Here is a 20,863-nt window from a genome sequence, read left to right as displayed (position 1 = left end):
CAATTACAGTTTTTTTACATTGGGATAACCTTTTCTAAAAAAGAGAGGTATTAAGAGGTTAAAGTTCAATCATAAAGTTGACCAACTCTTCTTTTTGGTCAATGGGTAACTTTTTTCTCAATCGGTAACGGGCCACTCTAACGCTATCCGGAGTAACACGTAAAATGGATGCAATTTCTTTTGAAGAAAGATTTAGACGTAATAACATTCCCAATCGTAATTCTGCCGGAGATAATGAATCCTCCGAAAGCATCGAAAGTTTCTTGATAAACTCTGGGTGGATCTCCTTAAAAAAAGTCATAAACTCATCCCATTCCTGTTCCTGTTTTAGATTAAAATCTATCTCGTTGACCAGTTCCTTAATTTTGTCCGAAGTATTCATATGTTTTCGTGAGACCATATTCCGAAGTGTGTTCGACATATCGAGCAAAATCTTGTTCTTTTGGGAGAGGTGCAGGCTATATCGCGATAATGAGGCTGCTTTTAACTGCACTTCGCGCTGTAAGTTTTGTTCCTCAATGGCTTTTTTGTCCAACTCTGCCTTGAGCATACGGTGTTTATACTCCTGAATCTTCAACGTAGCCTTCCGCTTTCTGCCCATATAGTAAAAGAGAATTATAAAAATAACGGCTATGGCGAATAGTGCAACCCAAAGCAAATTCTGATTGGCAACACTTACCTTGTTCTGCTCCTTCAATAGTTGAATCTCTGCTTCTTTTTTATTGGTCTCATAAATGGTTTGGAGCACGTTCAATTGGTCATAGTTTTGTGACCTTAGCATTTCACTATTATATTCTTCAGCAAGAAGCAGATGCTCGTGCGCCTTTTCAAAATTGCCCATGAGGGCGTAGTTTTTGGAAAGGTCTTTATGCGCGCTCTCCAATTCATGGAGATCGTTCAACCCCTTGGCCAAGTCCAAAGCCATTGTGGTATAGGCTAAGCCTATTTGATAATCGCCCCGTTTTCGGAATGAATCACCAAGATTATTGAGCACATTGATTTCCTCGGTTGTGTTTTTGCCTTCAAAATAACGATAGGCCTTATTAAAGAATTGGTAAGCGCGGTCGAACTGTCCCAAATCCTCATATATGCTGCCCATATTTTCGTTGGTAATAGCAACTCCATTATAATCATCCAATTTTTGAAAAAGCTCTAAACTTTGGGTTTGGTCTTGGAGGGCTTCGTCGTATTCGGATTGTTTTTCGTGGCTTGCTCCCAACAGCCCTAGTGAAACGGCCAAACCCTTATCATCTTTGAGTTGTTCTGATGCTTGTTTGGTTTCCTCAAAGTACTTTTCGGCCAATTCAAAATTGTTCAACGAAAGATATACTTTACCAATATTATTGTTGAGTGTGATGTACAGAGAATCCTCCAAATTGGACCCTAACTGTTCCAATGCAGAATTGTATTGCGCTATGGCTTCGGTATACAGACCAAGTGTATGATAGTACTCACCCAATTGAAGATAGGCTTGTGCAATTTTGGCCAGGTTCTCAGGATTCTTTTTTGCAATCTCCAATTGATTTTGAAGTGCATTGTAAGTATCCGTAGTTTTTCTATTCGTTATAGGTACATTGGCCTGTTGTCCCGAACCGCCCATCGGAATCAATAAACTGAACAAAAAAACAAAAACAAAAACATTTTTCATGGTGGGTTATTGAGCAAAAAGCAAAAGTTCAAGTACGCTTTTGATTCTCACTCCAACATCACCATTGGGTTAACAAACCATTAAAAATAAAGACAAAAAAAAAGGCCCTGCAAATGCAGGGCCTTTCCGTATTAACTTTTATAAATCGCTGTTATGCTTCAAAAGGTTCGATGGAAACATAAGATTTACCACCAACTTTCTTTTCAAACTTAACCACACCATCTACCTTGGCATGCAAAGTATGGTCTTTTCCAGCGTATACGTTTTCGCCAGGATTGTGCTTGGTACCACGTTGTCTTACAATAATGTTACCAGCAACTGCTGCCTGACCACCAAAAATCTTAACACCTAAGCGTTTCGATTCTGATTCTCTACCGTTTTTTGAACTACCTACACCTTTCTTGTGAGCCATGATATATAAATTTTAGTTCTTTTCTTATTTGCTTAACGCTTCAATCAACTCGGCTTTCTTCATGGAAGAGTAACCGGTAATTTCCTTGGCTTTTGCCATATCTCTCAATTCAGCAACAGTTTTGGAGCTCAAGTCCTCGGTTGCTTTTGGAGCCTCTTTCTTAGGTGCTTCTGCTTTTTTCTCAGCTTTTTTAGGTTCTGCTGCTGGCTTGGATTCTTCCTTTGCCTTTGCAGGAGCTGCTTTCTTGGCACCTTTTGTCAAAATTCCTTCAACAACGATCTCTGTCAAATATTGTCTGTGACCGTTCTTTTTCTGGTAACCTTTACGTCTTTTCTTTTTAAAGACGATTACCTTGTCTCCTTTTAGGTGCTTTACAACTTTGGCCTGAACAGCCGCACCATCTATGACCGGGGCGCCAATGGTTACGTTATCACCATCTTCCAAAAGAAGAACTTTATCAAAGGTAACTTTGTCACCTTCTTCTCCTTGCAAACGGTGAACGTACACTTTTTGGTCTTTAGCAACTTTAAATTGCTGCCCTGCCATCTCTACAATTGCGTACATAATGCGTTAATTAGATTAAATTTATTGCGCTTTATCAAAATTAGCGGGTGCAAATATACTGCTAAATCCTTAATCCACAAGTATTCCTCACGGATTTAGCCCATTATTTTTTTTGAATTGTTGCTTGTCTTAAAAAGTTGCATAAACGAAAGGGTTAAAACCAAGGTAGTGGCGAACCCCATTATGGCCACGGTGAAAAACACGATTCCCTGGAAATTCCTATAATCATTGGACCAGGCAACCGAAAGTTTGTCCAGAAAAGCACTATCCAATTCCGTCGCATAGAGTGCAAAGAAAATAGTAAACAACAATGTTGCGATAAAGCCAGTGGTTATACCGGCCGTAAACCCATTTCCATAGCTGAAAGACTTACCCTGTTTTATCTTGGTATATTTAATGGTCTCATAAATTCCAAAACCCGTGATTACACCATTGAACAGGCTATAAAACACATTTGTATGCTTGCCCATTAAGGCCAAAATCAAAAAATACGCAATCAGCACAGCACTCGTGACTATGCCAAAACGAATCGGGAGAGTTAAATTTTTCATATTGTATTTTTTTGAATTCATTGTATAATTTACTGAATGTTTGTGAATTATCCCACTCTTTGAAACCAAAGACGAGGTTAAAATTTATCTGCTGCCCGAAAATATTTTATATTTAGCGTAACATCGATTGATAAATCGATACCAACCTCTTAGCAACATCAATTTTTAAATACTGACTATTAAAATGAAAAAACATTTGTTTACTGCATCTGCCATGCTCTTTGCAGCAACTAGCCTTTTTGCACAAGAGGTGGTTTTTGAAGAGTATGACCTGGACAACGGGCTCCATGTGATTTTGCATCAAGACAACGGTGCTCCAGTGGTGACCACATCGGTTATGTACCATGTGGGATCTAAAGACGAAGACCCGGACAAAACGGGTTTTGCACACTTTTTTGAACACCTGCTCTTCGAGGGCACCAAAAACATTGAACGAGGTGAGTGGGACCAAATAACGGCCGCCAACGGAGGAAGGAACAATGCCAACACCTTTTTGGATCGCACGTATTATTATGAGGTTTTCCCTTCCAATAGTTTGGAAGTTGGACTTTGGTTGGAGTCTGAACGTTTGATGCACCCGATTATCGGGCAAGTTGGCGTAGACACCCAAAAAGAAGTGGTGCAAGAAGAAAGAAGACTCAGGACGGACAATGCCCCCTACGGTGCATTTTTTGAGCAAATCTTGAAAAACCTCTACACAAAGCACCCTTATAGATGGGGAGTAATCGGTTCTCTAGATCATTTGGCCAGCGCCACTTTGGAAGACTTTAAAAAATTCAACCAAACCTATTATGTCCCTAACAATGGGGTTTTGGTAGTAGCGGGTGATTTTGAAACCGCAAAAACCAAAAAAATGATCAAAGATTATTTTGGCCCCATTCCAAGGGGAGCCGAAATAAAGAGACCCAATATCAAGGAAGACCCTATCACCGAGACAAAGTTTGCCAAATATTACGACCCGAACATTCAAATCCCGGCCATTCTATTGGCTTACAGAACGCCCGGACAAGGACAACGGGATGCCTATGTGATCAACATGATTTCTGCCTATTTAAGTGATGGCGAAAGTTCCAAACTTTATAAGAAATTGGTTGACGAGAAAAAAATGGCACTTCAAATACTTTCTGTTCCCATTGATGCCGAAGATTACAGCTCGTACATTGTTGGTGGTCTTCCTGTTGGAGACAATTCCATTCAAGATATCAAAAAAGAAATCGATGAAGAGATTTTGAAGCTTCAAATGGAATTGATTTCCGAAAAAGATTATCAAAAACTTCAAAACAAGTTCGAAAATCAATTTGTGAATGCCAACAGCAGCGTTGAAGGCATTGCAAATTCCTTGGCAGAAAACTATATGCTAAAGGATGACACGAACCTCATCAATACCGAAATAGATATCTACCGCTCCATTACCCGTGAGGAAATCATGGAAGTGGCCAAAAAATATTTGAAGGTGAACCAGCGTATTGAGCTGGAATACCTTCCAGAACAAAAAGACGCTAATTAAGATGAAAAAGTATTTAGTTTTAGCTGCGCTGTCATTGTTCATGACAGCCACATACGCACAAATAGATAGAAGCACGCCCCCTGAACCAGGGCCTGCACCAAAAATAAACTTAAAGGAACCTGCCCGTTTTGAGCTAAAGAATGGCCTAAAGGTACTCGTAGTGGAAAATCACAAGTTGCCACGGGTCCGAATTCAATTATCCATAGACAACCCACCTATTTTGGAAGGGGACAAAGCTGGGGTTTCAGCCCTAACGGGAAGCATGTTGGGCAAAGGGTCCAAAAACATACCGAAAGACGAGTTTTATGAAGAAGTGGATTTTTTAGGAGCCAATATTTACATCGGTGAGCAAAGCGCCTTTGCAAGTTCCTTATCCAAATATTTTCCAAGGGTTCTTGAGTTAATGGCTGATGCCGCAATCAACCCAGACTTTCTCCAAGAAGAGTTTGAAAAGGAAAAGGAGAAAGTGATTACCGGAATCAAATCGGAAGAAAAGGATGTTTCTGCGATAGCCGATAGAGTTCAAGCAGCGTTGGCTTATGGAAAAAATCATCCCTATGGCGAATTTATGACCGAGGAAACGGTAAACAATGTTTCACTAATGGATGTGGAGCAGTTTTACCGCTCCTATTTTGTTCCTGCCAACGCCTACCTAGTGGTTATTGGCGATGTAGAGTTTGATACCGTAAAAGAACTTGTCACAGAAGCATTTACCCCATGGACCAAAGCCGTACCGCCATCCCTCAGCTATTCGGACCCACAAGACGTCCAGTACACACAAATCAACTTTGTTGATGTTCCGAACGCTGTTCAATCCGAAGTTGCCGTGGAAAACATCACAAATTTAAAAATGAAGGACGAGGACTATTTGGATGCTCTTTTGGCCAACAGAATATTGGGCGGTGGATCACAAGCCCGTTTGTTTAAAAATTTAAGAGAGGACAAGGGGTATACCTATGGATCATACTCTGGGATAAGGGCCAACAAATTCAGCCCAATGCGATTCAATGCCTATGCCCAGGTTAGAAACGCAGTTACGGATAGTTCTGTGGTCGAGATTTTGAAAGAAATCGATAAAATGACCTCCGAACCGGTATCCGATGAGGAATTGGCCAATGCCAAGGCCAAATATGCCGGTAGTTTTGTAATGGCTTTGGAAAAACCTGAAACAGTTGCTGAATACGCATTGAACATTGAAACAGAAGACCTTCCCAAAGATTTTTACGAAACGTATTTGGAGCGTTTGGATGCCATCTCCAAAGAAGATGTGCTTAATGCTTCCAAAAAATACTTTTCGACCTCCAATGCCCGTGTAGTGGTCACCGGAAAAGGAACAGATGTACTGGAAAATTTGGAGAAAGTGAATTTTAATGGTAAAGCCGTTCCTGTTCTTTATTACGATAAGTACGCCAACAAAACAGACAAACCGGAGTATGGCACTGCAATTCCCGAAGGGATCGACGCCAACGCAGTATTGGAAAGTTACATCGATGCCATTGGAGGAAAAGCCAAATTGGATGCCGTGGAATCGTATTCTATGATGGCAGAAGCCGAAATGCAAGGCATGAAATTGGAGCTTGAAATGAAGAAAACAACACAAGACCAATTCATGCAAAACATAAAAGTGCAGGGCAATTCCATGCAAAAGCAAGTTTTGGATGGCGACTCCGGATATATGGTAATGCAGGGTCAACGCAAAGACCTTTCCGCTGAAGAAGTGGCAAAAATCAAAGAAGAATCAGCTGCATTCCCTGAGCTAAATTATTTGGCCGCAGGCGATGTTACCCTTGAAGGGGTAGAGCAAGTTGATGACAAAAAAGCCTACAAACTCAAAATTAGCGATGGAAAAACCGCTTTTTATGACATGGAAACAGGTCTAAAAGTACAGGAAATCGTTACCCAAGAAGTGCAAGGACAACAAATGACAAGTACCATCGGTTACGGGGACTACCAAGAAGTTTCTGGGATCAAGTTCCCATTTAAGTTGATGCAGAGCATGGGACCTCAGAACATGGAGTTCATAGTTAAGGAAATCAAAGTCAATGAGGGTGTAGATGCCTCGGATTTTAAGTAAAAAGCCTAAATCAATAATTTAAGGGCGCTCATTTTGGGCGCCTTTTTTATTTGTGCCCACTCCCAATAATTATCGGTTAACACTTATTAAACATTTATTATATGACGATATTCGACATATCGTTATTTTTGTAACTAAACAATACACCATGAGAAAAGTATTACCGTTGCTGATATGCACCATTTTGCTTTTGAGTTTTTCCTGCAAGCAAGAGAAAAAAGCCACTGAAGAACAAACCCAAATGAAAGAGGTTATGGCCATCCACGACGAGGTGATGCCGAAAATGAGTACGATAGGCAAATTGGTCGGAGAACTTAAGCCAAAAGTAGATTCCACCGAAATGGGCCAAAAATATGAAGTGGCCATGAAGGACCTTCAAGATGCCAACACTGCAATGATGGATTGGATGAAGGATTTTGGCGATCGCTTTAACCATGAGGAAATCTTGAACGGCAAGGAACTATCCGAAGAAAAGCAACAATGGCTCGATGAGGAAGAAGAAAAGGTAAAAGTTGTGAAAGAAAAAATCAACGGTAGTATTGAAAGGGCTCAAAAATTACTTAACGACCACAACTCTTCTAATAATTAAAAAGGGGCATTGGTCAATTCAAATTGGGCATTGATCAACTGAAATACTTCATCCGTCAATTCTACCGGCCTTCTACAAAGTTTAAGGGTTACTTTTATTTTATAAAGTAAACACATAAACTATGAACAACTACAAAAAAGCCTTGGAGATTATTCATGATTTTCTAAAAGAACGCAATCTTGAAAACGATTTCGAAGAACTAAAGGATAATGTCCATTATTTCCTAGACCACAACGAAACAAAAATTGAGGATGAATGGTCTGTACCGTTTTAGGCACATCTAAAGTCGGAGGGTTGCCCCACCTACCTGATTCAATTAAGTTTTTACCTAACGAATTGTTTCTCGCCCAACTCAATTGTTCAGAACTTAAAGATTATGACATCTTTAATCTATTACCAGATAGCGGTATTATTTATTTTTTTATAGAAGAGGGCGATTATCCCAGATATGCATACTATGACGGCCAAACCAGCCAACTTAAGGTGTGCCAATACCCTGAACAAGATGACAGCTTATATGGGAAAAAGGAGCTTATGAAACGTTCATGCACTATTGATTTCGTGAACACAGAACTTATAACAATAGTGAAAGACGGGTTGGAATGGAGTTTAGGAGATTCATTCAACGAGTTGAACTCCCTATTGAAAGAGAATCTGAATTGCCCGGTAATATTTTACGAATATGGAGACTATGGTCTTTTACCCACTGATTTTATTTTTGGGAGGCCTATTTTTTGGCAAGGTGAAGATGAAGAATTTCAGGTGTTTGAGGAAGGTGAAGATGAAGAGGAGTCTTATTCCTATAGATTTTCTGACCCCCATATTTTCAGTATGGAATACGGGGAAGGAAACATAAACTTTTTTACAAAAAGTAGTGCTTTGGACGTTTCACGGGACCTAAATGAGCAAATAATTGAAATATATTCAGGTACCTAAACCAAAAAATATTTTCTATAATTAATTTTTCCAACGAAGACTTTCCATGATCCTTCGAATATCGTTCTGAAGGTACATCGCCGCGGGAAGGATGGAATCGTAATTAGGTTTGGCGTAGAAATACAAGGAACCTGTCACAAAGTGATTAATGCTGTCCGTTACATAAAACTGGGATTGCGATGCTGCGTTTCCGCTTACTTCGTAGAACATGCCATAAACTCCATCCTCTTCGTTTAAAAAAGGTTGCTCAACTATGTTGTCCGCCTTCACCACGTGCTCATAGGATAGTTTTTGCGCATCTACAAGCAACGTGTCCAAATTTCCTTTGACAGGTTTATAAGTCAGATAAATGGACCCGTTCATCATGGGGTAGTCAAGCACCATAGAGCAATCTTTGCTTTCTTTTATTTCCGAAAGGGTATTCTTATCAAAAGTATATACACAATCCGGTCCAGCCTGGGCATATTCAGCCTTTGGATATTCCAAGCGCAGCATAGCCTTGGGTTTTGGCAAGACTTCTTCTTTACAGCCCATAAAAAGCATGGTTACAACTACGAAAAATAAAATCTTATGCTTCATGTGGCAAGGTTACTTTTATGCGTTTCAATCTTTTTTTGTCCATGCTTTCCACCACAAAAGTGTAATTGTTGAACAAAACCTTCTCTGCTAATTTTGGAAAGCTTCCTGAAATTTCCAATACAAATCCGGCTATGGTCTCGGATTCTCCCTTTTTGCTCTCGAACTCGTCTTCCTGTTCAATTTTTACCACACGGTAAAAATCCTTTAAAGCTGTTTTGCCATCAAACACATAGTTGTAGTCGTCCAATTTGGAAAACACGAGGTCCTCATCATCAAATTCATCGCTGATATCCCCAACGATTTCTTCAATAATGTCTTCCAATGTTACAATTCCGGATGTTCCTCCGTATTCATCCACCACAACGGCCAAGTGGTTCTTCTTGTCCTGAAACTCCAACAATAAATCATCCAGCTTTTTGTTTTCGGGAACAAAATACGGTTCGCGTATAAGCGACATCCAGTTAAAGGTTTTTCTATCAATATAAGGCAACAAATCCTTTACATACAGAACGCCCAGAACATTATCCATATTCTCCGAAAAAACCGGTATTCTGGAATAACCATTTTTCTTTATTTCTAGAAGAACCTCTGGAAATTTCATCTTTTCATTTACCGCGAAGATGTCTATCCGTGGTCGCATAACTTGTTTGGTATCGGTATTACCAAAGGTTACGATTCCTTCCAGAATCTTTTGTTCCTCTTTGGTTGTATCACCTTCAGATGCCAGTTCCAAAGCTTGGGAAAGATGGTTAATGCTCAAGTTGGATTTTTTCTTTCCTAATTTATCCTCCATAAACAAGGTAACAGAGCGCATTGGCGCACTCAATGGCGTAAAAATATAGCTGAGTACCTTTAAGGGCACGGCTATAAATTGCGAAAACTGTACTCGGTTACGATTGGCGTATATTTTGGGAAGAATTTCCCCAAACATCAATATTAGGAAGGTAGCAGTTACCACTTCCAACAAAAAACGCAGGGTTCCGTCAATCTCGGCAAAAATGGTATTACCAATGGAACTGAACAACAGCACAATTCCGATATTAATGGCGTTGTTGGTAACTAGAATAGTGGCCAGCAGCTTTTTTGGCTTCTCCAATAACTCCACGATCATTTTTCCACGGGATGAGTTGCTTTCTTGCATTTCGTTCAAGTCGGTCTGCGATAGACCAAAAAGGGCTACTTCAGCAGCCGAAATCAAAGCAGAGCAGACCAAAAGAAGTATAAGTACAACTATCTTTAAAGTGAATATTCCACTGTTAGTGGACAAGTAAAATGCCAAACTATGGGGCTCGGGATCCAATTTAGTATTGCTTTAGTCTTTTTATTTTAGAATGGCAGGTCATCCTCTTCTTCCGTATTATCGATTGGTGCGGCTGAACCTTGATTATTACTGGGCTCTTGGTAATTGGAAGAGGACGAACCTGAATCGGATGATTGCGCATTGGCCATACTTTCCTTTTTGGTGGTTAAAAAAGTAAAGTCCTGCACATGTACCTCGGTAGTATATCTTGTATTGCCATCCTCACCTTGCCATTGCCTGTTTTTTAAGCGGCCCTCTACATAAACCTTATCACCTTTGCTCAGGTATTTTTCACAAATTTCCGCTCCTTTGTTTCGCACTACAATGTTGTGCCAATCCGTATTCGTGACCCTTTCTCCGGTTTGCCTATTGGTATAGGTTTCGTTGGTGGCCAAAGGGAACCTGCCAATACAGTTTCCGCCCTCAAAATAGTGCATTTTTACTTCGTCTCCCAAATGCCCGATCAGCATTACTTTGTTCAATGTTCCGCTCATATCTCTCTTAATTAATCAAAAGTACTAAATTTTCAATGTCTTGATAAAATCTGCTATCAAAACTGGTACGGGAAAACCTCCAATTTCCTCCCAAGGTGTTCCTTCCTTTAATATATCAGAAGTTTTTAAGATCCAAAATTGAGTGTACAAATGTTGGTGTGACAGTTTGTGCACGACGGGTTCATTATTATATAATGATATGGATTCTGTCTGTGGGACCGTATCTTTTTTGTGGATCAAGGGCCTCAATTCTTCGGCCTGAAGCATTTTCTCCGATTCGATCAATGGAAACTGATATAGGTTCTGCCAAATACCTTTTCCCTTACGTTGCTCCAAAATGGTGTTGCCGTCATCATCCAATAAGACCAGATAATTAAAGTAACGGTTCCGAACCTTTGTTTTGGTCAACTTTACAGGAAGTTGGTCAACTTTATTTTCTTTAAGCGCCACACAACTTTCTTGGATCGGACACAATAAACAATAAGGTTTTTTTGGCGCACATTGGATTGCACCAAACTCCATAATCCCTTGGTTGTAATCCCGAATGTTTTCAGGATCCATTACTTCGCGGGCAAGCTCTTTAAAAAATTTGATGCCTTCAGTACTATTAATAGGTATATCAATTCCAAAATATCGGGACAAAACACGGTACACATTACCGTCCACTACGGGTTCTGGGACATCAAAACAGAAGGATGCTATCGCACTTGCCGTATAATCACCGACACCTTTTAACGATTTTAGCCCTTTGTACGTCTCGGGAAACTTCCCATCAAAATCCTCCGCCACTATCTTTGCCGTGGCGTGCAAATTACGGGCGCGTGAATAGTACCCTAACCCTTGCCACAGCTTAAGCACCTGTTCCTCAGGCGCAATGGCGAGTTCATGTACGGTGGGAAAAGCTTCCACAAACTTTAAATAGTACGGCATTCCCTGAGCAACACGGGTCTGTTGGAGAATAATTTCCGACAGCCAAACTTTGTAAGGGTCACGTGTTTCTCTCCATGGAAGATTACGCTGATGTTCACGGTACCAATTCAGTATTTTTGGGGCAAAAGTCATGTAAGAAAGTAATAAAGCTCAAATGTATCAGTTTATATACTTAAAATTAAAGGGTTAAAGGGAAAGATTAATTATAATGTTTATATTTGCAAGCCGAAAAAAATTAGAAAATTAATAATACAAAATGACGAAAGCAGATATTGTAACTAGGATCTCGGAGAAACTAGGTATTGAAAAAGGAGATGTGCAAGCGACAGTGGAATCCTTTATGGAAGAAGTAAAATCATCCTTGGAGAATGGTGATAATGTTTATTTAAGAGGTTTTGGTAGTTTTATCATCAAGACCAGAGCGGAAAAAACAGGTAGAAACATCTCTAAGAACACTACCATCAAAATTCCAGCACACAATATTCCTGCATTCAAGCCAGCCAAAGTTTTTGTGGAAGGCGTAAAGACCAATGTACAAGTAAAATAATATAATTAACAACACTAAAGCAAGAGCATATGCCGAGTGGAAAGAAAAGAAAAAGACATAAGGTAGCGACGCACAAGCGTAAGAAGCGCAGAAGAGCTAACCGACACAAGAAAAAGTAGTTGTTTCAACTACTTTTTCGTTTTACCCTATTACGTTCTTTGACATAGAGATTCAAGAAACGAATTTCAATCGGTCCGAAAAATGACCGATTCCATATATTGTTTAATCATTTATCCCAAAATTCATGTGGGATAAATAAAAATCGATTCAGGTGAATAGAGAATTAATCGTAAGATCTACACCAGAAGCAGTCGATTTTGCCTTACTAAAGGATGGAAAATTAGTAGAATTACACAAAGAAGAAGACAACAATAACTTTTCCGTAGGGGACATCTTCCTAGCCAAGATAAGAAAACCCGTTACAGGCCTAAATGCAGCATTTGTCAATGTAGGTTATGAAAAAGATGCGTTCCTGCACTATCACGACCTGGGCCCGCAACTGTCTTCCATGTTGAAATTCATAAAAAAAGCTAGAACAGGGAAACTCAAAGATTATTCCCTTAGAAATTTTCCATTTGAAAAAGACATTGACAAGAATGGCAGCATCAACGATGTGTTGAAAGCCAATCAGTCATTACTGGTACAAATAGTAAAAGAACCCATATCAACTAAGGGACCAAGAATCAGCTCAGAGCTATCCATAGCAGGGCGTTATTTGGTTATGGTTCCTTTTTCCGATAGAGTTTCGGTATCCCAAAAAATAGCGAGCAAAGAGGAAAAGGACAGACTTATCAGACTTGTAAAAAGTATTAAGCCCAAAGGATTTGGAGTAATCATACGTACCGTAGCAGAAGGCAAAAAAGTTGCTGAACTGGATAAAGATCTTCAGAACTTGTTTTCCAAATGGACAAACATGTGCAAAAAATTGCACAAAGCGCCCCACCCATCCAAAGTATTGGTGGAGTTGAACAGGGCATCATCCATCCTTAGGGATGTATTCAACGATTCTTTTACAGGAATCCATATTGATGAAGAAACACTGTACAACCAGATCAAGGATTATTTGCACGAGATTGCACCACAAAAAGAATCCATTGTTAAATTGTACTCCGGTCCCGCACCGATTTTTGAAAAATTCGGGATAGAGCGTCAAATTAAGACCTCGTTTGGCCGAACAGCATCCATGAGCCGAGGGGCTTATCTTGTAATCGAGCATACCGAAGCTTTGCACGTTATTGATGTAAACAGTGGCAACCGTTCCAACAAGGCAAAAAACCAAGAAGATACCGCTCTAGAAGTAAACCTCTTGGCCGCAACAGAAATTGCAAGACAATTACGTTTGCGCGATATGGGAGGTATTATTGTAGTGGATTTTATCGATATGACCAAAGGTGACCACAGACGTAAGTTGTTTGACCACCTGCGCGACGAAATGAAGGACGACCGGGCCAAACATAAGATTTTGCCCCCAAGTAAATTTGGACTTGTACAAATTACAAGACAAAGGGTCCGTCCGGAAATGAACATTAAAACTAGCGAGGAAAACCCGAACCTTTCGGGTGCCGAAGTAGAAGCGCCGATTGTTTTGATCGATAAGATTCAAGTAGATTTGGAGCGTATCCTTAAGCGAAACCAAAAAATAAACGGACTTGTATTGAACATACATCCATTTATTGCGGCTTACCTTACCAAAGGATTCCCTTCAATTCGTTCCAAGTGGTTCAAAACCCATAAAAAGTGGGTTAAAATTCAACCCAGGGATGCTTATAAGTACCTTGAATATAGTTTCAAGGACAAAGACGGCAAGAAAATCCAAATATAATCAGAAGCGACTCCAGAAATGGGGTCGCTTTTTTTGTTTTATGTACTTTTGAGATATGAATCATACCAAAAGCTACACCTTGGACGAGGCCACCAAAAAGATGGAAAGCTACTGCGCTTACCAAGAGCGCTGCCATAAAGAGGTTATGGAAAAACTAAAGGGCATGAACATGATTCCGGTGGCCATAGACCAAATAATGGGCCATCTAATACAGGAAAATTATCTCAACGAAGAGCGTTTTGCCAAAGCCTTTGCCAGAGGTAAGTTCAGCATCAAAAAATGGGGAGCCAACAGAATCGTCAGGGAATTGAAGTTTAGGGAAATCTCTTTATACAACATCAAAAGTGCATTGGCAGAAATACAGAATGAAGATTATTTAAAAACCTTTGATGAACTCGCCAAAAAACGATTGGGCCAAATAACGGAAAAGAACCCTTTCAAGAAAAAAAAGAAACTTGCCGACTATTTACTTTACCGAGGCTGGGAAAGTCATTTGGTTTACGAAAAAGTGAGCGAACTCATCAAATAAATCAATCCTGCAACAATAGTTTCTGAGTCCGTTCAATGGCTTTTTCATTCTTCCAGTCAATCCATTGTTGTCCTTTGAGTTTGCGCATGAAGTTGTCAAAATGTCGCATTATAAAAATGTTGTAAATGGCCTTGCTGAGATTTTTTGGTTTACGAGCAATTGCCCTCAAACTCATAGAAAAACCTGGTGTAATATACTTCATATGGTGCCAATACCCTTCGGGAATATATAGCACATTCCCGTGTTCCAAATGCGTGATGTGCCCCTTGGCATGTTGGAGTGCAGGCCACTTCTCCAAATCAGGGTCTGCAAAATCGATATCCTCACGCGTAATCAAAGAATGTGGAATCTTATATAAGAATTTGGTTTCGTCCTGAGAAAAAAGAATACATTGCTTTTTCCCTTCAAAATGAAAATGGAAAATATTGGCCAAATCAATGTCATAATGCATAAAAGTATACGAGTCCTCACCACCAAAAAATAGCATGGGCAAACCTTTCATAAGCCGAAGACCAAAATCTGGAAAAGAATAGTCCTTTTGAAGCTCGGGAACTTCTTTTAAGATATTCCAAAGAAAAATACGGTATTTTGTTGGCCCGCTTTTGAGTAAGTCCACATAATCGGCCATCTTCATTTTGGCATGTGGCTCGTTGAAACCTTCATCGTGCTTTACGGGGCGGTCATCATACAAAGGCACTTCCTTGTCTCCTGCAATTTCCTTCATGTAATCTAAGTTCCATTTAGAATATGCTGGCCAATCCTCAATAAAGCGCTCAATTACAACGGGCTTTTGGGGCTTGAAATATTTTTGGATAAACTCCTTTTTGGAAAGGGTCTTTTCCCGAGGTATCTGTTCAAGGTTCAGCTTCAAAATTTCAAGGAATTTGAAATCGCTAAATTACTAAAACGTTTTTAAATGTTTACTAGGTCTATTCCATGGAAACCAATTTGCCTTTATCTTTGGCCGCTTGGTTAGATTTGACCTTATGCAGGAATCCCCTTTTGCTCCTATTTAAAACTGTATCGCAAACCAAATAGAACATTGCTTGGCGGCATAGGTATAAAACCAGACTCTATGTAATCTGCATCGAAAATATTACTTGCAGTAAGGGTAAATTCCGCCTGTTTTACTTTAACAGCCAATGATGCATCCCAAACATTATAGGTTTGTCCTGTAGTACGCTCTGCATACTTATAAATTATATTCTGACGTATATTTTTAAACAATTGCGTGCTTAAGCGCGTGGTGTATTGGTGTTTTAGCGTGTTTAAAGAGTAACGGGACAATTCTTCGTTTTGGTCTAAAATATTGTCATCTAAAAACGCATAGCCAACACTTAAAGTTTGCGTAAAGTCTTTGAACTTAAAATTATACATAGCATCCAACTCCAAACCTTTGGTATTTACTTCCGTAATGTTTGTTGCTACAAATACATCTTCAGAAACATCTTTTCTAATAAAATCGATTAGATTATCCGCGTCTCTATTAAAAACGGCTACGCTGGCATTAAACTTAGGCGTGGTGTACTTTAAACCCAATTCTTGTGCAAAAGCTTCCTCTGGCTCCAAATTTTCGTTACCACTGGTTACAGGGTCGTTATAGAACAAATCCGTATACGTTGGTATGCGGTAGGTATAGCCAATATTACCATATACTTTAAACGTATTGGTAAGGCTATAACCTATATCCAATCCAGGAAATGCTCTAAACTTAAAGTCGGAAAAATAAGTTAGTGCCACACCTGGGGTAATATCCAACTTGTTGTCCGCAATGCTAAAACGATGTTCCAAAAACACATTCGACATAAAACGGTTTCGGCTACCTAGGTTATTACTTCTTAGGTAGATTTTGGAAAACTCTACTCCAAATCCTGTAATTCCCAATTTAGAAGCATAAGACGCATTGGTCTCTACCCCAACCTTATTAGAAATATGCATATTCCTGTAAAAACTTGGTTCGTTTCTTCTCAAGAGGAACAAGTCTTGATTACGTTTCCAATAAATTCTTGGTTGAATTTTCAGTTTGTTGTTCTTAAAAGTGGTAGAAACCGCCAAAAGACTATTTTGGGTTTCTTCGTACTCATGAAACGTGGGGTTAGTGGTATAAAAATTCTCGGCGCCAAAATTACGTTCCAAGAAAGTTGCTGTCATTTCTATAGGCTGGGCGTTTTTATTAAAAACACTCTTTAAATAGTAATTGCCATTATCGTAATCTGAGTTATTTCTATACCCCTCAGATGTCATCCTTCCCACATGTATTATATGAGTCGAGTTTTCGGTATCCACGCCAGCAGTTGCACTACCATTCAATTGCCCAAAGGAACCCGCTTCCACATTTAAGGAAACAGAATTATCCAAATTCTTCTTGGTTATGATATTAATGGCCCCAGCAAAGGCATTTTGCCCAAAAACCCGCGCTGCCGGACCTTTTATAATTTCAATTCTTTCTATTACCTCTATGGGCAAAGCTGCGTTCATGGTATGGTGCCCCGTTTGCGCGTCGTCCATTTTAACGCCATCTATCAATAATAAGGTTTGGTCAAAACCACCCCCCCTTATATACAAATCCGCTTGGCTACCACCAGTTCCGCGTCTTCTTATATCCACACCCGCAACTTGTTGTAACAAATCTGCCACATTTACGGCAGCACTGTTTTTAATATCATTGGAAGTGATGATATTAATGGTTCTTGAATTTTCCTTGAAAGGAAGATTAATTCGGTTTGCGGTCACCACAACTTCGCTTAGCGAATCCACCTTTACGGCAGCATCGTTCTCTTGCGCTTTTACTTGAAAAGCACCGACCAGTAAAATCGCAAATAATAAGATTGATTTCTTCATTATGTAAGCTTGTAAGGTAAGTTTTTAAGTCAATTAATTATATGCCGCAAAAGTCCTAACTTTCCGGACGATTAAACTAGTCCAGTTTTAAAACAATGAATAGTCCGGCTTTTGATTTATTGGTCCAACTTACATCTATAGACAAGTCCATTGTTCAGCCTGCATATGTGCAGGTGGCACAACAAATCATGAACGCCATTCAACGTGGTTATCTGGAAAAAGGCAGTAAGTTGCCCGGAACACGTGCCTTAAGCAAGTTGTTGAACGTTCATCGCAATACAGCTGTGGCTATCTATGATGAATTGGCCTCGCAAGGTTGGGTAGACATCATACCCAACAAGGGAACTTTTGTGATAGTTCCAGAAGATTCCAAATCAAAAATCAAAGCGACCACACAGCATATCAATCAGGTTTACGAGTATCCAAAAATTCCAGGATTCCCGTTCCAACAATCCTTTAATCTAGCATCGACCAAAGTGGAGATTACCGCCAAATATTCCATAAATGATGGTAAGCCCGATTTAAGATTACATCCCGTGCACCAATTTTCTAGGTGGTATAGCGCTGCAATGAAACGAAAGTCATTAATCAACAAATGGAATAAAACCAGTGCCTTGATTCCTTCGATTTTTAGTACGCAACTTTGCAACTACTTAAATGTCACTAGGGGCTTCCATATAAAACCAACCAATTTATTGAATACCCGTAGTACGGAAATGAGCCTGTATATTGTTTCGCAGGTATTGATAAATCCAGGCGATTTGGTGCTGGTTGGACAACTAAGTAATTATGTGGCCAACATGATATTTCAACAAGCTGGGGCAAAAATCAAAACAGTTCCTGTAGATGAGGAGGGATTGGATATTGGGTATATAAAAAAGCATTTTATACATGAGCCCATTCGTTGTATCTATGTTTGCTCCAACAGAGACTATCCAACAACCACAACGTTAAGCACCAAAAGAAGATTGCAATTATTGGAATTGGCCAAAACCCATGGTATAGCCATTATTGAGGATGATTTTGACCATGATTTTCAGTTTGAAGGGTCTTCCATGTTGCCCATGGCAAGCGCAGATGCCAATGGGAATATGATTTACTTGGGCAAACTGGGACAATCATTATTTCCAAGTTTTCATACAGGGTTTGTCGTGGCACCAGAACAGGTAATCGCCGAATCCCATAATTACTTGCAATTATTGGATACCCAAGGTGACCTGATACAGGAACAAATTCTTTCTGAACTGATATCCGAAGGCGAAATATACCGTCTCAAGAAAAAAAATATAGTAACCTACAAACAACGTAGAGATACTTTAGGCACTTTATTAAAGGAACATTTTGACAATGTAATTGATTGGCAAATACCCTCTGGTGGACTTGCCATGTGGTTACGGTTTAAAAATCCGATATCCTTGGTACAACTAGCCGAAGAAGCTGAAAAATTGGATTTGTTCATGCCAAAAACCATTCTTTATCAAGATAAAAATATCTGCGCCATACGTTTCGGTTATGGACATTTAAACCAAGATGAACTAAAAATCGTAATTGAAAAGCTAAAGCAAGCGTACCTAAAGTTGGTAGCTGTTTAACCATTCAAATTTATCTATATTGCAAATATGATAACTAACGACCAAAAAGCTGAATGCCGCCGTGTTTAAAAAATTACGTTTTCTGAGGTATCAAGATTTGGACTGGAAAACGGTCTTGCTTATTTTGGTCATTGTTTCTGTCTTTGTAAGATTTCCGTTCTTTTTTAGGGATTATGTGGATCGCGATGAGAGCACTTTCATCCTCATGGGACAATCTTGGGTGAACGGACATTTGCCTTACACTCAATTGTGGGATTTAAAACCTCCTATTACGTTTCTGTATTTTGCCATCATCATCAAAATTTTTGGGAAAAGCTTTTTTGCCATTCGGTTGTTTGGAGCGGTAATGGTGGCCCTCACCAGTTTATTTACGTATGGTGTCGCAATAAAAATCACTACAAAAAAAGTGGCATTCTGGACCGCTATCTTCTGTGTATTTTTCCAGAGCCTATTTGGCAGTTTACAGGGTGTAATGTCCGAACATATTTGCACCTTCTTTTTTGTAGCGGCCCTATATCTTTTGGTTTATCAAAACGATGCGAAGTGGTTCTTTACCTCTGGACTGTTGTTGGGCTTGTCCGTGATGACGAAGTTGAACATGGCCTATCCTGTTTTCTGTTTGGGACTCTACTTTTTGTGGGAAGGATTTTATGGAAATCATGCATGGAAAAACATTAAAAACTTAGTGTTTATGGGCACAGGTTTTTTTGTGACCATTGCATGCACAGCAATTCCGTATTACCTTCAAGGAGACACTCAAGTTTGGTGGAAGTCCGTTTTTGAGGCACCCTTGGCCTATTCCGAAGGGAGGTTCCACTCACCTTGGAGAACATTGCCCTACGTGGGCACCATTATACTGCTGTTGGGCTCAGGATTCTATTTAAAACTTATCGATTGGAAATCAAAAAACATACAATTGTTGACCATTGTCGTCATAGGGATTTTAATCTCCTACGTACAATCGGGCAAAGTGAATGGCCACTACCTCATCCAACTCTATCCATTTATATTGATTCCTTTGGGCATGGCAGTTGCCAAACTCCCGCCCATTCAAAAAAAATACCGTGCTGTAATCGCTGTCCTTCTCATATTGGTTCCCATGGAATCCTATTTGGAATATGGCAATGTCATCTCCAACAAAATAAAAAAGGGTTCTTTTTACAATGGTGAGGGCATTGATGTACCCAGATACATTATAGACCATAATCTTAAAACCGAACATATCTTTTTTACCGAGTACCACATCGGTTATTGGATCTTGGATGAAACCCCTCCCACCAAACCAGCTACGCATCCTAGCAACATTACTCGCGAAGAGCTATTTCCCTATATGAACAATCCGCGAAAATCTGGGGTCGAAGAACTCAAATATATTATGGAAGTGATTCGGCCAAAAACTTTGGTGGCCAGAAAGGGCAAAAAAATCTTTGACAAAAAATTACTAGGTTACAACAACTATATTGATGAGTATCTGGAAAATCATTACCAATTAGAGGCCACCGTGGGCAGAGGCCTTATCTACCAACGGTTAAAATAATCCCAGTTATAACTAAAATCATTTAGCGGGTCTGGTAATAAAATTGCACTGCATGCACCTGTACTTGGTGGATTCAAAAAATGGAAATAGCTTAAAAAACAAATTCTTTCTCGAATAGTAGATTTCGGAACGACTTGCCTTGCAATTCGGACATATGATGGGATTTCCAAAATCGTCCGTGGCGTAACTTCTGACCTCATCAAAAATCTGCTTAGCCCTTTCCATATCCGAAGAATAGACCTGAAGCCTAACACCTCCCATGGCATTGCTCACCATTGAATAGGAGTTTATCGTATTCTCATCCTTTAAGAATACTGGGATTCCTTCTGCTTCGAGCTTACCTTTAATGACCACGGCATCCGCAGGAAACTCAAATGTACCCAAAGTGTGAAACTCCTTTTTCATGTGGTT

The 20,863-nt window shown here is 39.7% G+C and carries 21 protein-coding genes; 10 read left to right on the top strand and 11 right to left on the bottom strand.

Annotated elements, in window-relative coordinates:
- Nucleotides 1-58: 58 nt before the first annotated feature.
- The 4 genes from GUA46_RS03215 to GUA46_RS03200 form a co-directional block, all read right to left on the bottom strand.
- Nucleotides 59-1,648 (bottom strand): tetratricopeptide repeat protein, encoded by a 1,590-nt coding sequence (locus tag GUA46_RS03215; protein WP_176619267.1) that lies wholly within the window; start codon nucleotides 1,646-1,648, stop codon nucleotides 59-61.
- A 151-nt stretch (nucleotides 1,649-1,799) separates the two neighbouring features.
- Nucleotides 1,800-2,060, bottom strand: coding sequence for a 50S ribosomal protein L27 (gene rpmA, locus GUA46_RS03210; protein ID WP_108245862.1), 261 nt, complete (start codon nucleotides 2,058-2,060; stop codon nucleotides 1,800-1,802).
- A 24-nt stretch (nucleotides 2,061-2,084) separates the two neighbouring features.
- Nucleotides 2,085-2,624 (bottom strand): 50S ribosomal protein L21, encoded by a 540-nt coding sequence (rplU, locus tag GUA46_RS03205; RefSeq protein ID WP_176619266.1) that lies wholly within the window; start codon nucleotides 2,622-2,624, stop codon nucleotides 2,085-2,087.
- 95 nt (nucleotides 2,625-2,719) lie between these two features.
- Nucleotides 2,720-3,175: a DUF4199 domain-containing protein gene (locus GUA46_RS03200; RefSeq protein ID WP_108245953.1), complete on the bottom strand. Its 456-nt coding sequence runs from the start codon at nucleotides 3,173-3,175 to the stop codon at nucleotides 2,720-2,722.
- Nucleotides 3,176-3,359: 184 nt separating this feature from the next.
- On the opposite strand from GUA46_RS03200, the gene GUA46_RS03195 reads away from it, so the two are divergent.
- From GUA46_RS03195 to GUA46_RS03175, 5 genes are all read left to right on the top strand, one after another.
- Nucleotides 3,360-4,682 (top strand): M16 family metallopeptidase, encoded by a 1,323-nt coding sequence (locus GUA46_RS03195; protein WP_176619265.1) that lies wholly within the window; start codon nucleotides 3,360-3,362, stop codon nucleotides 4,680-4,682.
- Between the two features lies 1 nt (nucleotide 4,683).
- On the top strand, nucleotides 4,684-6,756 hold the full coding sequence (locus tag GUA46_RS03190; protein WP_176619264.1) for a M16 family metallopeptidase: 2,073 nt from the start codon (nucleotides 4,684-4,686) through the stop codon (nucleotides 6,754-6,756).
- Nucleotides 6,757-6,904: 148 nt separating this feature from the next.
- Entirely contained in the window at nucleotides 6,905-7,345 is a 441-nt protein-coding gene (locus tag GUA46_RS03185; RefSeq protein ID WP_176619263.1) for a hypothetical protein, read from the top strand.
- Between the two features lie 121 nt (nucleotides 7,346-7,466).
- Nucleotides 7,467-7,619 (top strand): hypothetical protein, encoded by a 153-nt coding sequence (locus GUA46_RS03180; RefSeq protein ID WP_176619262.1) that lies wholly within the window; start codon nucleotides 7,467-7,469, stop codon nucleotides 7,617-7,619.
- Complete coding sequence (locus tag GUA46_RS03175) at nucleotides 7,601-8,281, top strand: DUF1963 domain-containing protein (RefSeq protein WP_176619261.1); 681 nt, start codon at nucleotides 7,601-7,603, stop codon at nucleotides 8,279-8,281. Before GUA46_RS03180 ends, GUA46_RS03175 begins: the two co-directional genes overlap by 19 nt.
- 21 nt (nucleotides 8,282-8,302) lie before the next feature.
- Here GUA46_RS03175 and gldD read toward each other — a convergent pair whose 3' ends face one another.
- The 4 genes from gldD to mutY are packed head-to-tail and all read right to left on the bottom strand — an operon-like array spanning nucleotide 8,303 to nucleotide 11,716.
- Nucleotides 8,303-8,860, bottom strand: a complete 558-nt coding sequence (gene gldD, locus GUA46_RS03170; RefSeq protein ID WP_176619260.1) for a gliding motility lipoprotein GldD — start codon at nucleotides 8,858-8,860, stop codon at nucleotides 8,303-8,305.
- Nucleotides 8,850-10,160: a gliding motility-associated protein GldE gene (locus tag GUA46_RS03165; RefSeq protein WP_176619259.1), complete on the bottom strand. Its 1,311-nt coding sequence runs from the start codon at nucleotides 10,158-10,160 to the stop codon at nucleotides 8,850-8,852. Before GUA46_RS03165 ends, gldD begins: the two co-directional genes overlap by 11 nt.
- Before the next feature lie 26 nt (nucleotides 10,161-10,186).
- Nucleotides 10,187-10,654, bottom strand: coding sequence for a single-stranded DNA-binding protein (locus tag GUA46_RS03160; RefSeq protein ID WP_176619258.1), 468 nt, complete (start codon nucleotides 10,652-10,654; stop codon nucleotides 10,187-10,189).
- Between the two features lie 24 nt (nucleotides 10,655-10,678).
- Nucleotides 10,679-11,716, bottom strand: coding sequence for an A/G-specific adenine glycosylase (mutY, locus tag GUA46_RS03155; RefSeq protein WP_176619257.1), 1,038 nt, complete (start codon nucleotides 11,714-11,716; stop codon nucleotides 10,679-10,681).
- 124 nt (nucleotides 11,717-11,840) lie between these two features.
- Here mutY and GUA46_RS03150 point away from each other — a divergent pair, with 124 nt between their 5' ends.
- The 3 genes from GUA46_RS03150 (at nucleotide 11,841) to GUA46_RS03140 (ending at nucleotide 14,482) form a co-directional block, all read left to right on the top strand.
- Nucleotides 11,841-12,131 (top strand): HU family DNA-binding protein, encoded by a 291-nt coding sequence (locus GUA46_RS03150; RefSeq protein WP_014032385.1) that lies wholly within the window; start codon nucleotides 11,841-11,843, stop codon nucleotides 12,129-12,131.
- A gap of 271 nt (nucleotides 12,132-12,402) precedes the next feature.
- Complete coding sequence (locus tag GUA46_RS03145) at nucleotides 12,403-13,953, top strand: Rne/Rng family ribonuclease (RefSeq protein ID WP_176619256.1); 1,551 nt, start codon at nucleotides 12,403-12,405, stop codon at nucleotides 13,951-13,953.
- A gap of 55 nt (nucleotides 13,954-14,008) precedes the next feature.
- The gene (locus GUA46_RS03140) at nucleotides 14,009-14,482 is read left to right on the top strand and encodes a regulatory protein RecX (RefSeq protein WP_176619255.1); all 474 of its coding nucleotides are present in this window, start codon (nucleotides 14,009-14,011) and stop codon (nucleotides 14,480-14,482) included.
- 1 nt (nucleotide 14,483) lies between these two features.
- On the opposite strand, the gene GUA46_RS03135 is transcribed toward GUA46_RS03140, so the two are convergent.
- Entirely contained in the window at nucleotides 14,484-15,353 is an 870-nt protein-coding gene (locus tag GUA46_RS03135) for a cupin-like domain-containing protein (protein WP_176619254.1), read from the bottom strand.
- A 137-nt stretch (nucleotides 15,354-15,490) separates the two neighbouring features.
- Nucleotides 15,491-17,323, bottom strand: a complete 1,833-nt coding sequence (locus GUA46_RS03130) for a TonB-dependent receptor plug domain-containing protein (protein WP_176619253.1) — start codon at nucleotides 17,321-17,323, stop codon at nucleotides 15,491-15,493.
- A 95-nt stretch (nucleotides 17,324-17,418) separates the two neighbouring features.
- Between GUA46_RS03130 and GUA46_RS03125 the strand changes: the two genes are divergently transcribed.
- Entirely contained in the window at nucleotides 17,419-18,915 is a 1,497-nt protein-coding gene (locus GUA46_RS03125) for an aminotransferase-like domain-containing protein (protein ID WP_176619252.1), read from the top strand.
- A 61-nt stretch (nucleotides 18,916-18,976) separates the two neighbouring features.
- A complete protein-coding gene (locus GUA46_RS03120) occupies nucleotides 18,977-20,452 on the top strand; it encodes an ArnT family glycosyltransferase (RefSeq protein WP_313790850.1) in 1,476 nt (491 codons plus the stop codon).
- A gap of 18 nt (nucleotides 20,453-20,470) precedes the next feature.
- On the opposite strand, the gene GUA46_RS03115 is transcribed toward GUA46_RS03120, so the two are convergent.
- Entirely contained in the window at nucleotides 20,471-20,857 is a 387-nt protein-coding gene (locus tag GUA46_RS03115; RefSeq protein WP_108245952.1) for a putative signal transducing protein, read from the bottom strand.
- Nucleotides 20,858-20,863: the final 6 nt, after the last annotated feature.

The sequence above is a fragment of the Flagellimonas chongwuensis genome (genome assembly GCF_013376415.1).
Lineage (GTDB): Bacteria > Bacteroidota > Bacteroidia > Flavobacteriales > Flavobacteriaceae > Flagellimonas > Flagellimonas chongwuensis.
This window is presented reverse-complemented; position numbering and strand designations above follow the sequence as displayed.